Here is a 19,512-nt window from a genome sequence, read left to right on the forward strand (position 1 = left end):
TGTTATTTCATTGCATAACGAATACCAGCAAATACATTAGATCCTGGTGTATTGCTGCCGTATGCAAGTTGATAATTGCTGTTGAACATATTGTTCCAGCGAGCAAATATTGTCCACCGTGGATCAAATTCATAACTGGAGTAAAGGTTGACTAATGCGTAGGGTGCCATCCATTGGGTATTTGAGCTAGATGCTGGAGAGCCATATCTTTGGCCTGAGAGGGTTATATTCGAGCCAATTTGAACTTTATTGTGGTTGTATTCAAGCCCAATATTCCCAACCTGCCTTGCTCTATTGGGTAGATCAAGATTTGTTTTTTGATCGATTGCGCTTAGTGAGTCGGCAGATGCCTTTAAGATAAATTTCCCCAGTCTAGCGTTGCCACCCAAAGACACGCCTCTAATTTGCACAAGACCATAGTTGGCTGGTGCCCATAAACCGTATGGATCTGCTGTCGTAGGTTGCCATTGAATCAGGTTTTGAATGTTATTTTGGTATGCAATCAAATGTAAGTCATACACTTGATTTTCATGATGCAGGCCTGCCTCTACATTTCGATTTGTTTCGGGCGCTAGTGTAGGGTTGCCGGATCCAGGGTAATAGAGCTCATTGAACGTAGGCGCTCTAAATCCAGTTCCATAATTTATATTGGCGCGCCATTGTTTTGTAAAGAAATATCCATAAGCCACGCTTCCAGTCACTTTCGAGCCATAGCTTGTAATGGAGTCGTTTCTAATTGAAGCGTTAGCCAAGTTATTTCCTCTTTTTAATTGGTAAGAGGCGGCAAATGAATCTGTCGTACGAGATTGATTGACTGCACACGGGATCCCGTATCCGCAACCGCCCCCAGTGCCGGTTGGTGAGTTAGATGCATTGACATATTGATCCCTACGCTCTGCCAATAACTGCAAAGTATCGGATCCAATTGCAAAATTATTCTGCCAAGTGTAGGTATTTTCTGGTGTATCAATCTTGTCATTACTAAAGCCGGTCAAGTTTTGTCCAGAGCTAGTTGAATTTGCAAGCTGGACTATGCTCTGCCAATATTGATTGATTTGATTTTTTGAGTATATTGAGGCGACTAATAAATTATTGACTTGATTATTCTGCGTTGGCGCGCTTGTTGCGACGTAGGCTGAGTCGTAATACGCATCACTGGGGTATTGCCAATTGACGCGCGTAGCTAGTAACTTCAAGCCTAACTCTTGTCCTTGTGCCCACTCTTGTGAAATTTGTCCGTTTGCCCCTAATCTTGTGAAGCCATTATTTACCGTGGGGAAGGCGCAGGTCCGAGTTGGGTTTTGGGGGGAGCAGCCATTATTACTGGCGACGGAGTTAAAGCCCAAGGAGTTTTCTTGGCTTACTCCTAATGCGTATGCCGTCCTGTTGGCGCCCTCAATCGTGCCTGATGCACTCGCGTTAGTGATGCTGGTGCCGTAGGTTCCATATCCGGCTGATGCATCCAGCGTGGTGGCGCCACCACCTTTTTTGGTGAAAATTTGAATGACGCCGCCCATTGCATCTGCTCCGTAAAAGGTGCTTTGGGGACCGTAAATAATTTCAATATGGTCAATTGAGGATAGGGGGATTGAATTCCAAATGGGTCCCCCTAGGGCTGAAGACTCTACACGTACTCCATCAATCAAAACTAGACTTTGATTATTGTTAGTACCCCGGATATAAATGCTTGAAACGTTCCCGGCGCCGCCGGTATTAGATACTTGAATGCCTCGTTGCTGCTGCAGTAATTCCGGCAGACTAGTTTGAGCTGCTTGCTCAATTTCTTCGCGGCCGATATAGGTAAAGTCCGCCAGCACATCTTTAGCTTCGGTGGGCGTTCTGGTAGCCGTCACAATAACAGGAGTCATTGGGGTCGACTGGTTGATTACAGAGACCGATGAATTGTTTTGCGCCACTGCATGGAGTGTTAATGCTGTGCCGCAAATGAGTGCCACTAGGGTTTTGTTGCTGAACTGCTTTTTCATGATGAACTTTCTGCCTTCGAATCACCTGGCTCACTTCCCCGTAAGCTGGGTCGAACAGAATTTCACATTTTGAGAGTTCAGGCGTCAATTGGGCATCTTTGCAGTTGCTTGGGATGCTTCATTAGCGCGCGAAGATCCCCGTCCGCAAAATTCCACCTGTCTTGGCCGGTATCCGGGCTAGTAAATCTCAGAATTTGGCCTTCCCATGCAATTGACGCGCACAGTGGCTTAATCAAATTCCTGACACCTTCACTCGGAAGTTAGGGTGCATTTACTTACCGTTGCGGGGGCAGCACACGTTTAGTGTTTCCCGTTTAACTTTATTGCACTGCAATAAAGCACCACGACCCCGTCATTCTATCCTACCCTCTAGGGCTAAGTCGTTCTGAGGGGGAAAAGAGCCTACAATAAGGCCTACAGGATTAAGAATTCATGACAGCATTAGATAAGCACCCCGAAAAAAACCTCATTCGCCTTCAGCTTAGCCAAAATTCAGTACTCAAAAGCTTGGATTCGGCGGCAATGGCGGAGTTAGAGCACTATTTGGAGGTCTCAGACCTTAAAAAATCGGAAATATTGCTTCATCAGGGCGATCACCAGATGGAGCAGTACTTTGTGCTGGACGGTATTTTGAAGCGCATTGTTTCTAGCGCTGATGCCAAAGAGATGATTTTGCGCTTTGCCATCGAGAAGGATATTGAAACCAGTTACGCCGCATGGCGCCTAAAGACGGCTGCCCCATATAGTATTGCTTGCGTTACTAAGGCCCGTGTTGCCAGAATGCCTCTGAAGAAGTGGGCTGAATTTCTGGATACCCATAAGCCCCTAAAGGAAAGTTTCGAGTTTGAAGTCATGCGCCTGATGAGTGAAATCATGGCCCACACAATTACCTTGCATATGCTTGATGCTCCGGGTCGGGTAGAGCGTTTTCTGCGTAAATATGAGGATTTATTTGAGTTACTCCCTAAAAAAGAGTTGGCCGCCTATCTCAACCTGTCCCCAGAGACTTTGAGTCGCCTTAAAACAAAGCATAAAGAGCTCTTTGTTTAGTTAATTCTCTAGTTGTTTCTAGAATTCAGGGGGAAATTGACCGAAGTCAATGATGATCTACATCCCTAAGCCTAAGATTCACCTCAGCCTTAGCGGGGTGTAGATAATTACCCGTGGCACTACTAATAACTTAATTGGAGACAGTTAGCGAAAGCTAAATTGCACTGAACATATTTTGCGTTCGGGCAGTGTGATTAACTAAAAAATTTCTATGACAACAGACAATCAAAATACACAAGTAACTGATGGCTTTCACCTCGTCATTGATGCTTTAAAGGCAAATGACCTTGACACCATTTTTGGTCTCGTTGGCATTCCAATTACTGACTTGTGCCGCTTGGCTCAAGCAGAAGGATTGCGCTTTATTGGTTTTCGTCATGAGCAGCACGCTGGTAATGCTGCGGCAATTGCGGGCTACATGACACAAAAGCCTGGTATTTGTATGACAGTGTCTGCGCCAGGTTTTTTGAATGGTTTAACAGCCCTTGCAAACGCCACTGTGAACTGCTTCCCAATGATTTTGATCTCAGGCTCAAGCGAGCGTGAGATTGTTGATTTGCAACAAGGCGACTACGAAGAGATGGATCAGTTAAATGCTGCCAAGCCTTATTGCAAAGCTGCGTACCGTATCAATCACATCGAAGATATTGGCATTGGTTTTGCTCGCGCAATTCGTGCTGCAGTTTCTGGTCGTCCAGGTGGTGTGTATTTGGACTTGCCTGCGCAATTGCTCTCCCAGACAATGCCGGTTGAAGAGGCTAAAAAGTCTATCTTCAAAGTAATTGATCCAATTCCACGTCAAATTCCTGCTGCTGATGCCGTAGAGCGTGCATTGAATGTATTGAAAGGCGCAAAGCGTCCATTAATTCTCTTGGGTAAAGGCGCTGCATACGCTCAGGCTGATGCTGATATTCGCGCATTAATTGAAAAATCAGGCATTCCTTATTTGCCAATGTCGATGGCTAAAGGCTTGTTGCCAGACAATCATCCGCAATCCGCATCCGCGGCCCGTTCATTTGTATTGGCTGAAGCTGATGCAGTGATGTTGGTTGGTGCGCGTTTGAACTGGTTACTTGCACACGGTAAAGGTAAAACTTGGGGTAAGGATCCGAAGAAATTTATTCAGATCGATATTCAAGCAAACGAAGTCGATAGTAACGTTCAGATTGATGCCCCATTGATTGGTGACATTGGTTCAGTTGTTGGCGAGCTCTTGAAGGGTATTGCCGCAGTTCCAAAGCCAAGCTCAGAGTGGATCAACGCGATCAATGAGAAGAAGGATAAGAACACTGCCAAGATGGCTGAGACTCTTGCCAAAGAAGTTTCACCAATGAACTTCCATGGCGCATTGCGTGCGATTCGTGATGTGATCAAGAAAAACCCAGATGTTAATTTAGTTAACGAAGGCGCAAATACGCTCGACTATTGCCGTGCAATCGTAGATATGTATAAGCCACGGAAGCGTTTTGACTCCGGTACATGGGGCATTATGGGTATTGGTATGGGTTACGCAATTGGTGCGGCTGTAACTAGTGGCTTGCCAACAGTAGCTGTTGAGGGTGATAGCGCTTTTGGCTTTAGCGGCATGGAGCTAGAGACTATTTGTCGTTACAACCTGCCAATTACTGTAGTTGTATTTAATAACAACGGTGTATACCGCGGTACTGATAAGAATCCAACGGGCGGCGCCGATGTCGCTCCAACGGTGTTCGTGAAGGATGCGCGTTACGACAAGATGATGGAGGCGTTTGGTGGCGCAGGTTATTACGTAACCACCCCAGCAGAGTTGGAAGCAGCATTAACGAAGGCTATTGCTGAAGGTAAGCCAGCCCTTATTAATGCGGTGATTGATGAAACTGCTGGTACGGAAAGTGGACGTTTAACAAACTTGAATCCATCTACCGCTGCTAGCAAGAAATAATTTGGAAACAATAAACAAGCAATATTTTTTGAACCAATTAAATAGTAAATAAGAAATACTTTAAGGAGAAACAAACATGACTAAACCATTAGACGGTATTCGCATTATCGATTTCACACACGTGCAAGCTGGCCCAGCATGTACTCAGTTGTTGGCTTGGTATGGTGCTGACGTGATTAAAGTTGAGCGTCCAGGTGCTGGCGACGTAACTCGTAGTCAATTGCGCGATATTCCAGGTGCGGATGCTTTGTACTTCACTATGTTGAACGGTAACAAGCGTTCTTTGACTTTGGATACTAAGACTGCAGAAGGTAAAGAAGTATTGGAAAAGATGATCAAGACATCTGACGTGATGGTTGAGAATTTTGGTCCAGGCGCGCTCGATCGTATGGGTTTTTCATGGAAGCGTATTCAAGAGTTAAATCCTAAAATGATCATGGCTTCGGTAAAAGGTTTTAGCGATGGCCACTCATACGAAGATTTAAAAGTGTATGAAAACGTTGCGCAGTGTGCTGGTGGCGCTGCCTCAACAACTGGCTTCTGGGATGGTCCTCCAACAGTTTCTGCTGCTGCTTTGGGTGATAGCAACACTGGTATGCATCTTGCAATTGGTATTTTGACTGCATTGATGCAGCGCCAAAAAACTGGCAAAGGCCAAAAGGTATCCTGCTCAATGCAAGACGCAGTATTGAATCTGTGCCGTGTGAAGTTGCGCGATCAACAGCGTTTGGACAAAGTTGGCTACTTGGAAGAGTACCCACAGTATCCACATGGCTCATTCACTGATGTAGTACCACGTGGCGGAAACGCTGGCGGTGGCGGTCAGCCAGGTTGGGTATTGAAGTGTAAGGGTTGGGAAACAGATCCAAATGCTTACATCTACTTCACTATTCAAGGTCATGCATGGGAGCCAATTACCAAGGCTTTAGGTAAGCCAGAGTGGGCAACTGATCCAGCATATATGACTGCTGAAGCGCGTCAAGATAAGATTTTTGATATCTTTGCAACGATTGAAGATTGGCTCAAGGATAAGACTAAGTATGAAGCTGTGGATATCCTTCGCAAGTTCGATATTCCTTGCGCACCAGTTCTCTCAATGAAAGAATTGGCTGCATCACCAGATTTGCGTAAGAGTGGATCTATCGTTGAAGTAGATCACAAAGTGCGCGGCAAGTACTTAACTATCGGTAGCCCAATCAAGTTCTCTGATTTAGAGATCGAAGTTGGTCCATCACCAGTATTGGGTGAGCATACCGATGAAGTATTGGCAGATCTTGGTTATAGCGCTGACGACATTGCTAAGTTGCATGCAGCTAAAGCAGTTTAATAACAATAAATAGCTTGTTTTGACTTCAAAGGCGCTCTAAATGGGCGCCTTTTTTATTCCCCATTTATCAATAAAATTCTTTAGACTGAGAACATGAAAACTAGTGTGGATTTATTGCAATTACTGGATGCCGTTGGCGATGCGGTGATTGTTGCCGACGCCCAGGAGCATATTGTTTTATGGAATGCTGCCGCTACCAGAATCTTTGGCTATTCCGAGGAAGAGGCTTTGGGCCAGACCTTAGATCTCATTGTTCCGGAGCGACAACGTCAAAGGCATAGCGAGGGCTATAGCCACTCGATGGCAACAGGAACTACGCGTTATGGCACTTCTTTATTAAAGGTGCCTGCCAAGCATAAGGATGGACGCACTTTATCGATTGCTTTTACCGTGGGGATGCTGTTTGATGAAAAACATCAGGCCAATGGCGTTGCGGCCATTATTCGGGATGAGACGGAGCGTTTTGCTGAGGAGCGGGCACTGAAAAAGCGCCTTTCCGACCTTGAGAACCCTCAATAATCATTTGATATACCAAAACAGATCAAATTGAGGTCTCTAAAAGGGTGTATGCCTATTATTTAGGCAGTCCATGTTGCACCGCAATCCCTCGCTGTTAAAATCGGACTAATTCAAAATTTCAATCTTATTAGGACGTTCATCATGGCAAAAGCATTAGAGGGAGTCAAAATCCTCGACTTTACGCATGTTCAGTCGGGGCCAACTTGTACGCAGTTGCTGGCTTGGTTTGGAGCAGATGTGATCAAAGTGGAAAAATCGGGAGAGGGCGATGCTACACGCGGTCAGTTGCGCGACATTCCCGATGCCGATAGTTTGTATTTCACGATGCTGAACCATAACAAGCGTTCAATCACTGTAAATACGAAGACTCCAAAAGGCAAAGAAATTCTGGAGCGATTGATTAAAGAATGTGATGTGCTTGTTGAGAACTTTGCTCCTGGCGCATTAGATCGCATGGGTTTTTCCTGGGAACGTATCCAAGAGCTCAATCCGATGATGATTATGGCTTCTGTGAAAGGTTTTGGTCCTGGCCCCTACGAAGACTGCAAGGTTTATGAAAATGTAGCGCAGTGTGCCGGTGGTTCAGCATCGACTACTGGTTTTGATGACGGCCCTCCGATGGTCACTGGCGCACAAATTGGTGACAGCGGCACTGGATTGCATTTGGCCTTAGGGATTGTGACAGCGTTGTATCAGCGCACGCACTCTGGTCGCGGACAAAAAGTTTTGGCAGCAATGCAAGACGCAGTATTAAACCTGTGCCGCGTGAAGTTGCGTGATCAACAGCGTTTAGAGCGCGTAGGCACGATGCAGGAATATCCACAATTTCCGAATGGTGAGTTTGGAGACTCCGTACCCCGCGCTGGCAATGCTTCTGGTGGTGGTCAGCCTGGTTGGATTGTTAAATGCAAAGGCTGGGAAACAGACCCCAATTCCTATATGTATGTCATCGTGCAAGCCCCTGTTTGGGAAGCAATTTGTAAGGTGATCGGCCGCGAAGATTGGATTACTGATGTGCGTTTTGCATCACCAATGGCGCGCCTGCCCCACTTGATGGAAATTTTTGGCGAAATTGAAAAGTGGACCATGACTAAGACGAAGTTTGAAGTCATGGACATCCTGAATAAATATGACATTCCTTGTGGCCCAATTCTTTCTATGAAAGAAATTGCTGAAGAGCCTGCATTGCGCGCTACTGGAACTGTTGTTGAAGTTGATCACCCTATTCGCGGAAAATACCTCACTGTGGGTAATCCAATTAAGATGTCTGACAGCCCAACTGATGTTACACGTTCACCGTTATTGGGGGAGCATACTGATGAAATCCTCAGTGAGCTGGGTTACTCCACTGATGAGTTGATTGCACTTCGTCACGATAAGGTAATCTAAGATGCGGGTTGCGCTGATTGGAAGTGCGGATTTTGGCAAGGCGGCATTAGAAGCCTTTTTGGATCGCGGTGATGAGGTTGTTGCTGTTTTCTGCCCGCCAGATAATCCGAAATCTACCAAGCCTGAAGTACTGAAAGAGGCGGCGATTGCAAGAGGGTTATCGCCCTTGCAGTTTGCCTCATTGAAGAGTGCTGAGGCAGCGCAAGCCATGATTGATAGCAATGCCGATATTTGCGTGATGGCTTATGTTCTGCAGTTTGTTCCGCAAGAGCTTTGCAAGATCCCAAAACACGGCACGATCCAATATCACCCGTCTTTATTGCCCAAGTATCGTGGTCCTAGCGCGATAAATTGGGCGATCGCCTTGGGTGAAGAGGAGACGGGTTTAACTATTTTCCGACCCTCCGATGGTTTGGATGAGGGTGAAGTGATTTTGCAGAAAGAGGTAGCAATTGGACCTGACGACACGCTCGGCGAGATTTACTTCAATCATCTTTTCCCAATTGGAGTGAGGGCCTTACTTGAGGCTGCTGACTTGGTCGTTGCGGGCAAGCATCAAGAATTGGTTCAGGATGAGTCGCAAGCAAACTATGAGGGTTGGTTTGACTCTAATGCCGCTCAAATTCATTGGTCTACTCACATCACGCAGATATACAACCTGATTCGTGCCTGCAATCCTGCACCAGGTGCATGGACAAAGTTTGGCGAGCAAAAAGTACAGGTCTACGATTGCCATAAACACGTAGCAGCTACTTTTGCAGCGGTTAAGGGTAAGCCTGGTGAGATCACCCAAATTACCCTGGATTCATTCTTTGTCGCCTGCCATGGCGGGCAAATTGAAGTCTTAAAAGCAAAGGGGTCCGCTGGAAAAGTCAGCGGCGCTGAATTGGCTAAAGAGTTGAGTCTGGAAGTAGGGCAGTTTTTCGCGCTCTAGTCACGCTGCCAACAATACCGAGATGCTAGATTTCGAGGTTATCAATCAAACGGGTTTTTCCTAGCTTAGCAGCAGTCAGGATAACTAGCGGCTCGCCAGCCTGAAGACTTTCATTAGAAGCTGGCGCTAAATCACTTTGTTGGCGAATGGCAATGTAATCAGGTTGCCAGCCGCGGCCAGTCAAAAGGTCTACTGCGTTTTTTTCAATCTCTAAGAGTGAATGCGTGTTGCGCTGACTTAAATCCAGTACGCGCGCACGAACTTCTTGCAAGACTCTCTGTAATTCAGGCGCTTCCGCACGCTCAGAAACAGAGAGGTATCCATTGCGCGAGGAGAGCGCTAGACCATCTTCTGCGCGGATGGTTTCACCTGGAACAATTTCAACCGGGAGTGCAAATTGCTTTGCCATCTGACGAATGATCATGAGTTGCTGGTAATCCTTTTTCCCGAATACTGCCACTTTAGGTTGTACGCAGGAAAGAAGTTTGAGTACAACAGTACAAACGCCTTTGAAGAATCCAGGACGAAACTCACCCTCAAGAATGTCACCCAATTGCTGTGGAGGATCGACGCGGTACTCTTGGGGCTGAGGATAAAGATCGCGCTCGGTTGGCGCAAACAAAATGTAGACACCTTCTTTTTCTAGCTTCTCTATATCGGCCTGCATCGTACGAGGATAACTATCAAAATCCTCGTTTGGACCAAACTGTAGGCGGTTTACAAAGATGCTGGCAACAACTGGGTCACCATGTTGCCTGGCTAAACGCATGAGCGAGAGGTGGCCCTCGTGAAGGTTTCCCATTGTTGGCACAAAGGATGCGCGATTTTGTCCACGCAAGTGGTCACGCAACTCTTGTATATCGCTAATGATTTTCATGCAACAGGGGTATAAGCCAAGCGAACGTAGATTGGGGCATACGGTTCTGCCTGAGTGATTTCCACTAAAGCTTCACGAGAAAGTTCTAGCATGGCGATAAAGTTCACAATCACAACCGGTACGCCCTTACCCGATTTAATTGCCTCTTCAAATAGTTCGCCAAATTCTACAAAGCGAGTATTTTGTAAGCGACGCAAAATACGGGTCATAAAATCTCGTACAGATAATTCTTCGCGAGTAATAGTGTGATGCTGATTGAGTTTTGCGCGATGAAGCACATCACGCCAGGCCATCTGCAGATCATCTAGATTTACTTCGGGCCAAGTTACTGCCACTGTTGTATCTACATAGCCGTGAGCGATTTGGAAGTCGCGTCCTTGCTGTGGAATTTGGTCTAACTCTTGTGCGGCAAGTTTCATGCGCTCGTACTCCAAGAGGCGACGAACCAATTCAGCACGTGGATCCTCAACCTCTTCATCGCTATCTGCTTTTTTCATCGGCAATAGCATGCGAGATTTAATTTCAATCAACATCGCAGCCATCAAGAGGTATTCAGCGGCGAGCTCTAGATTATGGTGACGAATTTGATCGATGTAGCTCAGGTATTGTTGCGTCACCTGAGCCATAGGAATATCAAGTACGTTGAAATTCTGCTTGCGAATGAGATAGAGCAATAGATCCAGTGGACCTTCAAACGCCTCTAGAAAAACCTCTAGAGCATCAGGCGGAATATATAGATCAGTAGGAAGCTTAAATAACGGCTCGCCATATAACTTCGCGAAGGCGGAAGACATTCCATCCGTCACGGATGGGGTGCTGTCTAGTAATTCAGATTGAGCGCCTGGCTCGGTCCTTAACTCAGTCATTCGAGTAAACGTAAGCGCGCTGTTTCAGTTTGGCAGCTTTAGCGCGACGTTGATCCTCTACGCTCAAAGGCTCTTTATCCCATAGGAGGGCGCGACCAGCTTGCTGGCCTGCTTCGAGGTCTGGTTTCTCGGATTTGAGCTCATTTAAGAACTGGGTGAATTCGGAGGTATATCTTGCCATCATATTTCCTAAAATTCTTAATTAAATCAACAGCTTAAAAAAATTACCAGGCAAGAATACCTTGCCAACCCATCATTATTAACGATTTTTCCTACAAAGCCGCCAAATTTTGCTCAATTGCTAGGGATAGCCCCGAAAAGAGGCTAGCTTCATAGATTGGCGGCTAATAAAGCCTCGATTTGAGGGGCTTCTACGCGCGTCATGAGGTGCTTGTAGGGCTTGATAGGGGTTTGGCTGGAAAGAGGCTTTGTAACGTCATTCCAGCTCATGGCCGGGATTGATAGGAAGTCTTCTACGCCGGCAGTCACTCGAGGCAAGACTGGCTTGAGATAGAGACTCAAAAGGCGAAATGCCTCTAATGTGACGCTACAAACTCGTTGAAGATCTGCTTCGCGCTCAGGATCTTTTGCGATCTCCCAAGGCTTGTTCTCATCAACAAAGGCATTGACCTTATCCGCAAGCTCCATGATGTTGCGCAACGCTTTGGCGTATTCACGCGCTTCATAAAGCGCTGCAATTTTTTCGCTAGCGGATGCGATTTCAGTTAACAGCGGATTTGCCATGGCAGCATCAGACACAACGCCGCCAAAACGCTTCACTAAGAAGCCCGCGCTACGGCTAGCAATGTTGATGTACTTCCCTAAAAGATCGCTATTCACTCTGGCTACGAAGTCTTGAAGATTTAGGTCTAAGTCTTCCATGCTGTCGTTGAGTTTTGTAGCGAAGTAATAACGGAACCACTCAGGATTAAATCCAGATTCAATGACGCTGTGCGCTGAAATGAGTGTGCCACGTGACTTACTCATCTTCTCGCCATCAACCGTTAGGAAGCCATGAGCAAAAACATTGGTCGGTGTGCGGTAGCCCGCAAAGTGCAAAGTTGCCGGCCAAAATAGTGTGTGGAAATACAAAATATCTTTACCGATAAAGTGATATTGCTCGGTGGTGGTGTCTGGTCTTACCCATTCCTCAAAATTTAGCCCTTTGCTTTGACAGTAATTGAGAAAACTAGCGTAATAGCCAATTGGGGCGTCTAACCAGACATAGAAGTACTTACCTGGCGCATCCGGAATTTCAAAGCCAAAATAGGGTGCATCACGCGAGATATCCCAGTCACCAAGCTTGCTATCACCGGGCTGTCCAACCCATTCCTTCATTTTATTGCGAGCTTCAGGCTGAAGCGGAGTCTTGACCTGAGTCCACTCGCGCAAAAAAGTTTCACAGCGTGGATCCGATAGTTTAAAAAAGTAATGATCGGAAACTTTTTTAATTGGGGTGGCACCGCTGACTACTGAAAATGGATTTTTTAAGTCCGTTGGAGAATAGGTTGCACCGCATTTTTCGCAAGAGTCACCATACTGATCTTTAGCACCGCATTTAGGACACTCACCCTTGATAAAGCGATCCGGTAAAAACATCTCTTTCACGGGATCGTAGGCTTGCTCAATGGCACGCTTCTCAATCAGGCCAGCATCGCGTAATTTGAGGTAGATGCTCTGAGAAAGGGTTTCATTTTCAGTGCTATCGGTGGTGTAGTAATTGTCAAAAGAAATTAAGAAGTCATCAAAGTCACGCTTATGCTCTTTCCAGACATTGGCAATTAACTCTTTTGGTGTGAGACCTTCTTTTTCTGCGCGCAACATGATCGGCGTGCCATGAGTGTCATCAGCGCCAACATAATGTACTTCATGGCCGCGCATTCTTTGGAAGCGTACCCAAATGTCCGTTTGGACATATTCCACCAAATGGCCGATGTGGATTTGACCATTGGCATAGGGCAGGGCTGAGGTGACTAAAAGACGGCGTTTAGGGCTACTCATGAAAAGCGGACTTAAATAGAAATAAATTCGATAAAGGGGAATCCAAGATTATGGGGCTTGGGTTTTACTTGTGCAGTAATTTTAGTCTGCGGTTAAAGTTAATACCGATTTGAACCCATTTAAAGAGATGTTTATGGCCTTGCCTCCCAATATTCAGATGTCGAATGCCTCAGTGCCCTTGGTGCATGAGGTGCAGATTATGGATGAGGCTGGGCGCCTAAAAACCACCCATATTCCTGGGGAGCGGCCTTTAACCATCTATTTGGATAAACGTGAGGTTGTAACCTTGATGACGCTGGGAAGTGCCCCAGAGGCTCTGGTTTTGGGTTATCTACGTAATCAGCGTTTGGTCGAGTCCCCAGAGGATATTGCTAGCATTCAGGTGGACTGGGAAACTGATTCTGCTGCCGTAAAGACCCATCGCAGCACTGTGGATATCGACGCCTTAACCAGTAAACGTGTGGTAACTACAGGATGTGGCCAAGGCACCATGTTTGGGGGGTTAATTGAGGAAATGTCCGAGATTCGCCTGCCTGATGGTCCCAAGTTATCCCAAGAGGCAATTGTTGCTCTGATTGACAGTATTCGTATCCACGACACGATTTATAAGAAATCGGGCTCAGTCCATGCTTGTGCGGTCTTTGAGCGGGATGGCGAGGGCGTGCGTTTGTTGCACTTTATCGAGGATGTTGGTCGCCATAATGCCGTTGACTCCATATCGGGATTAATGTGGTTGGCGGACAAGCCGGGTAAGGATCTCATCTTCTTCACCACAGGGCGCCTTACCTCCGAGATGGTGATCAAGGGTGCCCAAATGGGTATCCCCTTTCTCTTGACGCGTTCAGGGGTGACTCTGATGGGCTTGGAGTTAGCTCGCAAAACCAATCTCACTCTTTTATCTCGCTGCTCAGGCAAGCATTTTGAGATTTATAACGCCCCAGAGAGGGTTGTTTTTAGCTCCCACCCTAGCTCTTCGTAAATTGATGAGCATAGGCATGGCGATGGTTTTACAATTCGGCCATGACTATTAAATCTGACCACTGGATCCGCCGCATGGGCGAGCAAGGCATGATCACCCCGTTTGAAGCTGGGCAGGTCCGCCAAGATGCCGCCGGGCAAAAAATTGTGAGCTATGGCACTTCGAGCTATGGTTATGACATTCGCTGCGCTGATGAATTCAAGATTTTTACGAATATCAACAGCACTATTGTTGATCCCAAGAATTTCGATGAACAATCTTTTGTCGATTTCAAAGGCCCAGTCTGCATCATTCCCCCGAACTCTTTTGCTTTAGCAAGAACGGTTGAGTACTTCAAGATTCCACGCAGCGTCTTAACGGTGTGCGTTGGCAAAAGCACTTACGCACGTTGTGGAATTATTGTGAACGTCACTCCCTTTGAGCCTGAGTGGGAAGGTTATGTCACATTAGAGTTTTCTAACACTACTCCATTGCCCGCTAAGATTTATGCGGGTGAGGGTTGTGCACAAGTTCTGTTCTTTGAAAGTGATGAGGTGTGTGGTACATCGTACAAAGATCGTGGCGGTAAGTATCAAGGCCAAGTTGGCGTAACTCTGCCGAAGACTTAATCTGTTTAATCGCCGCATTGGCGAATTTAAAGGGTACTCATGAAATTTCGTTTTCCAATCATCATTATTGATGAGGATTTTCGCTCTGAAAATATTTCAGGATCAGGTATTCGCGACTTAGCGGAAGCGATTGAAAACGAGGGTATGGAAGTCATTGGCCTGACTAGCTATGGTGACCTGACATCCTTTGCCCAACAGGCTTCGCGCGCCTCCACATTCATTGTTTCGATTGATGATGAAGAGTTTGTATCCGACTCTGAAGATCATGATTTACCTGCCTTGAACAATCTGCGCGCCTTTATTACTGAAGTGCGTAAGCGCAATGAAGATATCCCTATTTTCTTGTATGGTGAAACTCGCACTTCACGCCATATGCCTAATGACATCTTGCGTGAGTTGCATGGCTTCATTCATATGAATGAAGATACGCCAGAGTTTGTCGCGCGTCATATTATTCGCGAAGCGAAGGTGTATCTGGATTCTTTGGCGCCTCCATTTTTCCGCGCCCTCACTAATTACGCATCAGAGGGTTCTTATTCTTGGCATTGTCCAGGGCACTCTGGTGGCGTAGCTTTCTTAAAGAGTCCAGTAGGGCGCATGTTCCATCAGTTTTTTGGTGAGAATATGCTCCGCGCAGACGTTTGCAATGCGGTTGAAGAGCTTGGTCAGTTACTTGATCACACTGGCCCTGTGTTGCAGAGTGAGCGTAATGCCGCACGCATCTTTAATGCCGATCATTTGTTCTTTGTAACCAATGGAACTTCTACTTCTAATAAGATTGTTTGGCATTCGACGGTCGCCCCTGGCGACGTTGTGCTGGTCGATCGAAATTGCCATAAGTCAGTAATTCATTCGATCACGATGATGGGCGCAATTCCTATTTTCTTAATGCCAACCCGCAATCATTTGGGGATTATTGGCCCAATTCCCAAAGAAGAATTTGAGTGGAAAAACATCAAGAAGAAAATTGATGCCAATCCTTTTATCAAGAATAAAGATGTAGTGCCTCGCGTCATGACGCTCACCCAGAGTACTTATGACGGTATCGTCTACAACGTTGAGATGATCAAAGAGATGCTCGATGGCAAGGTCGACTCATTGCATTTCGATGAAGCTTGGTTACCACATGCTGCATTCCACCCTTTTTACAAGGATATGCATGCGATTGGCGCAGATCGCAAGCGCACTCAAAAGAGTTTGATGTTTGCGACTCAATCAACCCACAAATTATTGGCCGGTCTTTCCCAGGCTTCGCAGGTATTGGTGCAGGATGCGGAGGAGCACAAGCTTGATCGTGATTGCTTTAATGAGGCTTACTTGATGCACACCTCGACTAGCCCACAGTACGCCATCATTGCCTCGTGTGATGTCTCTGCTGCCATGATGGAGTCTCCTGGTGGAACTACCTTAGTTGAGGAATCTATTGCTGAAGCCATGGACTTCCGTCGCGCCATGCGTGAAGTGGACGATAAATTTGGCTCTGATTGGTGGTTTAAGGTTTGGGGTCCGGATCATTTGGCCGAAGAAGGTATTGGTGAGCGCTCTGACTGGATTTTGGAGCCCAATGCAAACTGGCATGACTTTGGTAAGGTCGCACAAGATTTCAATATGCTCGATCCAATCAAAGCAACAGTTGTAACGCCTGGCCTGGATATCGAAGGCAACTTTGGTTCAATGGGTATTCCGGCAAGTATTGTCACTAAGTACTTAGCTGAGCATGGTGTGATCGTAGAGAAATGCGGTCTCTACTCATTCTTCATTATGTTCACTATTGGTATTACTAAAGGACGTTGGAATACTCTGGTCACTGAGTTACAGCAGTTCAAGGATCACTTTGATAAAAATGCCCCTTTATGGAAAGTGTTGCCAGAGTTTGTGGCTAAACACCCTCGTTACGAGCGTGTTGGCCTAAAAGACATCTGCCAGCAGATTCATGAATTCTATAAAGGCCGCAATGTTGCTCGCATGACAACCGAGATGTATACCTCAGATATGGTGCCGGCAATGATGCCTTCCGAAGCTTGGGCCAAGATGGCGCACAAGGAGGTTGATCGCGTGCCCTTGGATCAATTGGAAGATCGTATTACGGCGATGTTGGTAACACCATATCCTCCAGGCATTCCATTGCTGATCCCGGGCGAGCGCTTTAATAAACGGATCGTTGATTACCTGTACTTTGCCCGTGACTTCAATGAGCGCTTCCCGGGATTTGAGACGGATATTCATGGCTTAGTCAAAGCTGATGTTGATGGACGTAATGAGTACTACGTTGATTGCGTCAGGCAAGAGCGGGATATCACCCTCTAAAGGATTATTTGCCAGCAGCCTTAGCTAGATCGTTGTAACGCTTAAGACCGAGCTCAGTCAGCTCGACGTATTTTGCTCTGCTGTCAGGCGCTTTTCTCAGGGTGATTAAACCTCTGGCTAATAACTTTTTCAGTGCCGCATGAATTGTTGCTGGGGAGGCAATCTGCTTGAGAAGCAGCAGGTCTCCAACTCTGCCATCTCGCTTCTCATACACTGCAAAGATGACGGCGTTCAAAACTTTTATTTGCGTACTATCAAGACCATATAGCTCATTGATAGCATCTTCTTCTCTCAGATACTTTATATAAGCTAAAAGCTTTTTGTTGATGTTGGTATTAATTTGCCCGCTCCAGCAAAAACTTATACTTTTCAATATACTATTTTTAGTTTATAAAATTTATAAAATAAAAATACCCACCCCATGGATTGCGACCATTCTGACAACTCAATTAGATTGCTAGACATCGTATATGACTTATATGGTAACGATTCTGGCTATCCCGAGAAAAACCTTCCTTTTTCGGTTGATGAAAAGGGTGTAGTTACTCTTGGTGATGAACTCATGGTCGAATTGCTTAAAGAGCAAAACCAGGATTTAATAGATTGGGCAAAAAAGAATATTGTGAAGCTGTTTGAGTAGAGCCTGCTTATCCGCTTGTCCAAGCGCTTTATTTAACCGCTTTATCCAATTGAAATGTGACTGGCGCATCTTCGTCGGTTTTGCCTGAGGATGGGTCGGGCTTAGTCGACTCACTGTCTGTGAAATTGAATTCCTGGCTCTGAATTACTGCTGCAGGCTTATCTAGGAAGGTAGTGACTAGGGCGGGGAATGCCATCACCACCACTACCATGATCATTTGCAGGCCTACCCAAGGCAAGGCACCCCAGTAGATGTCGCTACTCTTTACCTCTTTGGGCGCAACGCCACGCAAATAAAACAGCGCAAATCCAAAAGGAGGGTGCATGAATGAAGTTTGCATATTGACGCACAGCATTACGCCAAACCACACGAGTGCAGCGCTGGCGGCAGCCTGAGGGTTGCCATTCATTGAGTCGAGCAAGACGGGCGACAAGAGTTTGACTGCAACTGGCGCCAGCATTGGCACAACAATAAAAGCAATCTCAAAGAAGTCTAAAAAGAATGCCAAGAAGAACACAAATAGATTTACAACGATCAAGAATCCCACCCAGCCGCCAGGCAAATTCGAAAAGAGTTCTTCAACCCAATGACCACCATCGACCCCCTGGAAGACTACTGAAAAGCACGTAGAGCCAATCAGAATAAAGACAACCATTGCAGTAATTCGCATGGTGTTTTGGTACGCCTCTTGAATTAATCCTTTGAGATTGGGGATGCTTGCACGTCGGATCCATGCCAAGATAAGAGCACCCATAGCTCCCATGGCGCCAGATTCTGTTGGGGTGGCGATGCCGGTCATGATGGTCCCTAAGACTAAGAAAATTAATACTGCCGAGGGGATGATGCCCATCAGGCATTTTCTCCAGAGGGCTGAGCCCTTCAAGGTGAGCGCGCTTTCTGGCACTGCAGGTAAATAGTCGGGTTTAAAGCGTGACAGAAAAAAGGTGTAGAGGGCGAATAAGCCAATTTGGAGCAGCGAAGGACCCCAGGCACCCAGATACATGCTGCCAACATCCGCGCTGCCACTTTGAGTTTTGAGTTGATCGGCTAAAACAATCAGCACTAGGGAGGGGGGTACTAGCTGCGTAATAGTCCCAGAAGCTGCCAGAACGCCCGTAGCGTAGCGCATGTTGTAACCGTAACGCATCATCACCGGCAGAGAGATCATGGCCATGGCGATTACCTGGGCGGCTACTGTCCCGGTAATTGCTCCTAGAATGAAACCCACAATGATGACCGAGTAACCTAATCCCCCGCGAATGCGTCCAAATAGCTGCCCCATGGAGTCGAGCATTTCTTCAGCAAGCCCGCAACGCTCAAGAATAGCGCCCATAAATGTGAAGAAGGGGATTGCCAGTAATAAATCATTGGCTAGGACGCTACCAAAGATACGCTGCGGAATAGCCTGCAGAAATGGCATGCCAAAAAAGTTTTCGCTAATCGCAATGCCAGCGAAAAAGAGTCCGGCCGCCATTAAAGAAAAGGCTACTGGGAAGCCAATCAACATAAATACAATCAGTCCGCCAAACATGAGCGGTGGCATCCATTCAATTGGAATCATTGCATGGGCTTTTCATAATGGAGATCTACTGCTGGCAAGATGTCCTTCCCTTGCAGCATGCCAATTCTTTTGATGATTTCAGAGAGGCCCTGAAGGCTGAGCATAAAAAATCCGAATGGCACAATAAATTTAATGGGGTAGCGGGATAGTCCACCAGCATTGAGCGAGTGCTCAGAGATCAGCCATGAAGGGTAAAACAGGGATGTCCAAGACAGCCATGCGAATAAAACGCAGGCGGGCATTAAAAAGAGAATCAGACCAAACAGATCAACATAGATGCGACCGCGATCAGAGAGTTGGGAGTAAATTAAATCTACTCTGACATGCTCATTTCTCTTGAGGGTGTAGGAGGCTCCCAGCATGACTGAGGCGGCAAAAAGATACCACTGCAACTCTAGCGGCCAGTTATTGCTGATATCTAGGCCATAGCGCAGTAAAGCGTTGGTCGCTGATACTACGCAAGACAGTAAGATCATGATGCCTGCCGCCTTGCCGAGCAGTTCATTGAGGCGATCAATTCTCGCTGAGAGTGTTCCCCAAAAACCCAT

Annotated in this window: 18 protein-coding genes and 1 riboswitch; of the genes, 10 read left to right on the forward strand and 8 right to left on the reverse strand. The window is 46.4% G+C overall.

Translation table 11 applies throughout. The features are described 5' to 3' along the window. Window positions 1-2: 2 nt before the first annotated feature. Window positions 3-1,985, reverse strand: coding sequence for a TonB-dependent receptor domain-containing protein (locus tag AOB49_RS07545; protein ID WP_062309562.1), 1,983 nt, complete (start codon window positions 1,983-1,985; stop codon window positions 3-5). A gap of 146 nt (window positions 1,986-2,131) precedes the next feature. Then, window positions 2,132-2,346, reverse strand: a riboswitch (cobalamin riboswitch). A 71-nt stretch (window positions 2,347-2,417) separates the two neighbouring features. Between AOB49_RS07545 and AOB49_RS07550 the strand changes: the two genes are divergently transcribed. From AOB49_RS07550 to AOB49_RS07575, 6 genes are all read left to right on the forward strand, one after another. Next, window positions 2,418-3,035 (forward strand): Crp/Fnr family transcriptional regulator, encoded by a 618-nt coding sequence (locus AOB49_RS07550; protein WP_062309564.1) that lies wholly within the window; start codon window positions 2,418-2,420, stop codon window positions 3,033-3,035. Window positions 3,036-3,246: 211 nt separating this feature from the next. Then, window positions 3,247-4,956 carry an oxalyl-CoA decarboxylase gene (gene oxc, locus AOB49_RS07555; RefSeq protein ID WP_062309566.1) on the forward strand — a complete coding sequence of 570 codons (1,710 nt, stop codon included), beginning with the start codon at window positions 3,247-3,249 and terminating at the stop codon, window positions 4,954-4,956. A gap of 76 nt (window positions 4,957-5,032) precedes the next feature. Beyond that, complete coding sequence (frc, locus tag AOB49_RS07560) at window positions 5,033-6,283, forward strand: formyl-CoA transferase (RefSeq protein ID WP_062309567.1); 1,251 nt, start codon at window positions 5,033-5,035, stop codon at window positions 6,281-6,283. Window positions 6,284-6,376: 93 nt separating this feature from the next. Continuing rightward, window positions 6,377-6,802 carry a PAS domain-containing protein gene (locus AOB49_RS07565; RefSeq protein ID WP_062309569.1) on the forward strand — a complete coding sequence of 142 codons (426 nt, stop codon included), beginning with the start codon at window positions 6,377-6,379 and terminating at the stop codon, window positions 6,800-6,802. A 141-nt stretch (window positions 6,803-6,943) separates the two neighbouring features. Continuing rightward, complete coding sequence (gene frc / locus AOB49_RS07570) at window positions 6,944-8,191, forward strand: formyl-CoA transferase (protein ID WP_062309570.1); 1,248 nt, start codon at window positions 6,944-6,946, stop codon at window positions 8,189-8,191. Between the two features lies 1 nt (window position 8,192). Further along, window positions 8,193-9,125 (forward strand): methionyl-tRNA formyltransferase, encoded by a 933-nt coding sequence (locus tag AOB49_RS07575; RefSeq protein WP_062309572.1) that lies wholly within the window; start codon window positions 8,193-8,195, stop codon window positions 9,123-9,125. Window positions 9,126-9,150: 25 nt separating this feature from the next. Here the strand turns inward: AOB49_RS07575 and panC are convergent, their stop codons facing one another. The 4 genes from panC to metG all read right to left on the reverse strand — a co-directional run bounded on the left by panC (window position 9,151) and on the right by metG (window position 12,869). Continuing rightward, window positions 9,151-10,002 (reverse strand): pantoate--beta-alanine ligase, encoded by an 852-nt coding sequence (gene panC, locus AOB49_RS07580; RefSeq protein ID WP_062309574.1) that lies wholly within the window; start codon window positions 10,000-10,002, stop codon window positions 9,151-9,153. Beyond that, entirely contained in the window at window positions 9,999-10,868 is an 870-nt protein-coding gene (locus AOB49_RS07585; RefSeq protein ID WP_062309576.1) for a segregation and condensation protein A, read from the reverse strand. The genes panC and AOB49_RS07585 overlap by 4 nt, the downstream gene beginning before the upstream one ends. Next, complete coding sequence (locus AOB49_RS07590) at window positions 10,861-11,049, reverse strand: DUF3460 family protein (protein WP_062309577.1); 189 nt, start codon at window positions 11,047-11,049, stop codon at window positions 10,861-10,863. The genes AOB49_RS07585 and AOB49_RS07590 overlap by 8 nt, the downstream gene beginning before the upstream one ends. A gap of 149 nt (window positions 11,050-11,198) precedes the next feature. Beyond that, on the reverse strand, window positions 11,199-12,869 hold the full coding sequence (gene metG, locus AOB49_RS07595) for a methionine--tRNA ligase (RefSeq protein WP_082784103.1): 1,671 nt from the start codon (window positions 12,867-12,869) through the stop codon (window positions 11,199-11,201). A gap of 139 nt (window positions 12,870-13,008) precedes the next feature. On the opposite strand from metG, the gene AOB49_RS07600 reads away from it, so the two are divergent. The 3 genes from AOB49_RS07600 to AOB49_RS07610 are packed head-to-tail and all read left to right on the forward strand — an operon-like array spanning window position 13,009 to window position 16,763. Continuing rightward, window positions 13,009-13,848, forward strand: a complete 840-nt coding sequence (locus AOB49_RS07600) for a formate dehydrogenase accessory sulfurtransferase FdhD (RefSeq protein WP_245640649.1) — start codon at window positions 13,009-13,011, stop codon at window positions 13,846-13,848. Window positions 13,849-13,889: 41 nt separating this feature from the next. After that, on the forward strand, window positions 13,890-14,456 hold the full coding sequence (dcd, locus tag AOB49_RS07605) for a dCTP deaminase (protein ID WP_062309580.1): 567 nt from the start codon (window positions 13,890-13,892) through the stop codon (window positions 14,454-14,456). 39 nt (window positions 14,457-14,495) lie between these two features. Beyond that, a complete protein-coding gene (locus AOB49_RS07610; RefSeq protein ID WP_062309582.1) occupies window positions 14,496-16,763 on the forward strand; it encodes an arginine/lysine/ornithine decarboxylase in 2,268 nt (755 codons plus the stop codon). Window positions 16,764-16,767: 4 nt separating this feature from the next. Here AOB49_RS07610 and AOB49_RS12060 read toward each other — a convergent pair whose 3' ends face one another. Continuing rightward, window positions 16,768-16,998, reverse strand: coding sequence for a helix-turn-helix domain-containing protein (locus AOB49_RS12060; RefSeq protein WP_156471373.1), 231 nt, complete (start codon window positions 16,996-16,998; stop codon window positions 16,768-16,770). Window positions 16,999-17,184: 186 nt separating this feature from the next. Between AOB49_RS12060 and AOB49_RS07620 the strand changes: the two genes are divergently transcribed. Next, window positions 17,185-17,403 carry a hypothetical protein gene (locus AOB49_RS07620; protein ID WP_156471374.1) on the forward strand — a complete coding sequence of 73 codons (219 nt, stop codon included), beginning with the start codon at window positions 17,185-17,187 and terminating at the stop codon, window positions 17,401-17,403. A gap of 28 nt (window positions 17,404-17,431) precedes the next feature. Here AOB49_RS07620 and AOB49_RS07625 read toward each other — a convergent pair whose 3' ends face one another. Both AOB49_RS07625 and AOB49_RS07630 read right to left on the reverse strand, forming a co-directional pair. Further along, window positions 17,432-18,964 carry a TRAP transporter large permease gene (locus AOB49_RS07625; RefSeq protein ID WP_062309587.1) on the reverse strand — a complete coding sequence of 511 codons (1,533 nt, stop codon included), beginning with the start codon at window positions 18,962-18,964 and terminating at the stop codon, window positions 17,432-17,434. Further along, window positions 18,961-19,512, reverse strand: a complete 552-nt coding sequence (locus AOB49_RS07630; RefSeq protein ID WP_062309589.1) for a TRAP transporter small permease subunit — start codon at window positions 19,510-19,512, stop codon at window positions 18,961-18,963. Before AOB49_RS07630 ends, AOB49_RS07625 begins: the two co-directional genes overlap by 4 nt.

Source organism: Polynucleobacter sinensis, assembly GCF_001595985.1.
Lineage (GTDB): Bacteria > Pseudomonadota > Gammaproteobacteria > Burkholderiales > Burkholderiaceae > Polynucleobacter > Polynucleobacter sinensis.

Coding starts and splice junctions, on each gene's coding strand:
- AOB49_RS07545 (WP_062309562.1), bottom strand. CDS start 1,985: ATGAAAAAGCAGTTCAGCAACAAAACCCTAGTGGCACTCATTTGCGGC.
- AOB49_RS07550 (WP_062309564.1), top strand. CDS start 2,418: ATGACAGCATTAGATAAGCACCCCGAAAAAAACCTCATTCGCCTTCAG.
- oxc (WP_062309566.1), top strand. CDS start 3,247: ATGACAACAGACAATCAAAATACACAAGTAACTGATGGCTTTCACCTC.
- frc (WP_062309567.1), top strand. CDS start 5,033: ATGACTAAACCATTAGACGGTATTCGCATTATCGATTTCACACACGTG.
- AOB49_RS07565 (WP_062309569.1), top strand. CDS start 6,377: ATGAAAACTAGTGTGGATTTATTGCAATTACTGGATGCCGTTGGCGAT.
- frc (WP_062309570.1), top strand. CDS start 6,944: ATGGCAAAAGCATTAGAGGGAGTCAAAATCCTCGACTTTACGCATGTT.
- AOB49_RS07575 (WP_062309572.1), top strand. CDS start 8,193: ATGCGGGTTGCGCTGATTGGAAGTGCGGATTTTGGCAAGGCGGCATTA.
- panC (WP_062309574.1), bottom strand. CDS start 10,002: ATGAAAATCATTAGCGATATACAAGAGTTGCGTGACCACTTGCGTGGA.
- AOB49_RS07585 (WP_062309576.1), bottom strand. CDS start 10,868: ATGACTGAGTTAAGGACCGAGCCAGGCGCTCAATCTGAATTACTAGAC.
- AOB49_RS07590 (WP_062309577.1), bottom strand. CDS start 11,049: ATGGCAAGATATACCTCCGAATTCACCCAGTTCTTAAATGAGCTCAAA.
- metG (WP_082784103.1), bottom strand. CDS start 12,869: ATGAGTAGCCCTAAACGCCGTCTTTTAGTCACCTCAGCCCTGCCCTAT.
- dcd (WP_062309580.1), top strand. CDS start 13,890: ATGACTATTAAATCTGACCACTGGATCCGCCGCATGGGCGAGCAAGGC.
- AOB49_RS07610 (WP_062309582.1), top strand. CDS start 14,496: ATGAAATTTCGTTTTCCAATCATCATTATTGATGAGGATTTTCGCTCT.
- AOB49_RS07620 (WP_156471374.1), top strand. CDS start 17,185: ATGGATTGCGACCATTCTGACAACTCAATTAGATTGCTAGACATCGTA.
- AOB49_RS07625 (WP_062309587.1), bottom strand. CDS start 18,964: ATGATTCCAATTGAATGGATGCCACCGCTCATGTTTGGCGGACTGATT.
- AOB49_RS07630 (WP_062309589.1), bottom strand. CDS start 19,512: ATGGGTTTTTGGGGAACACTCTCAGCGAGAATTGATCGCCTCAATGAA.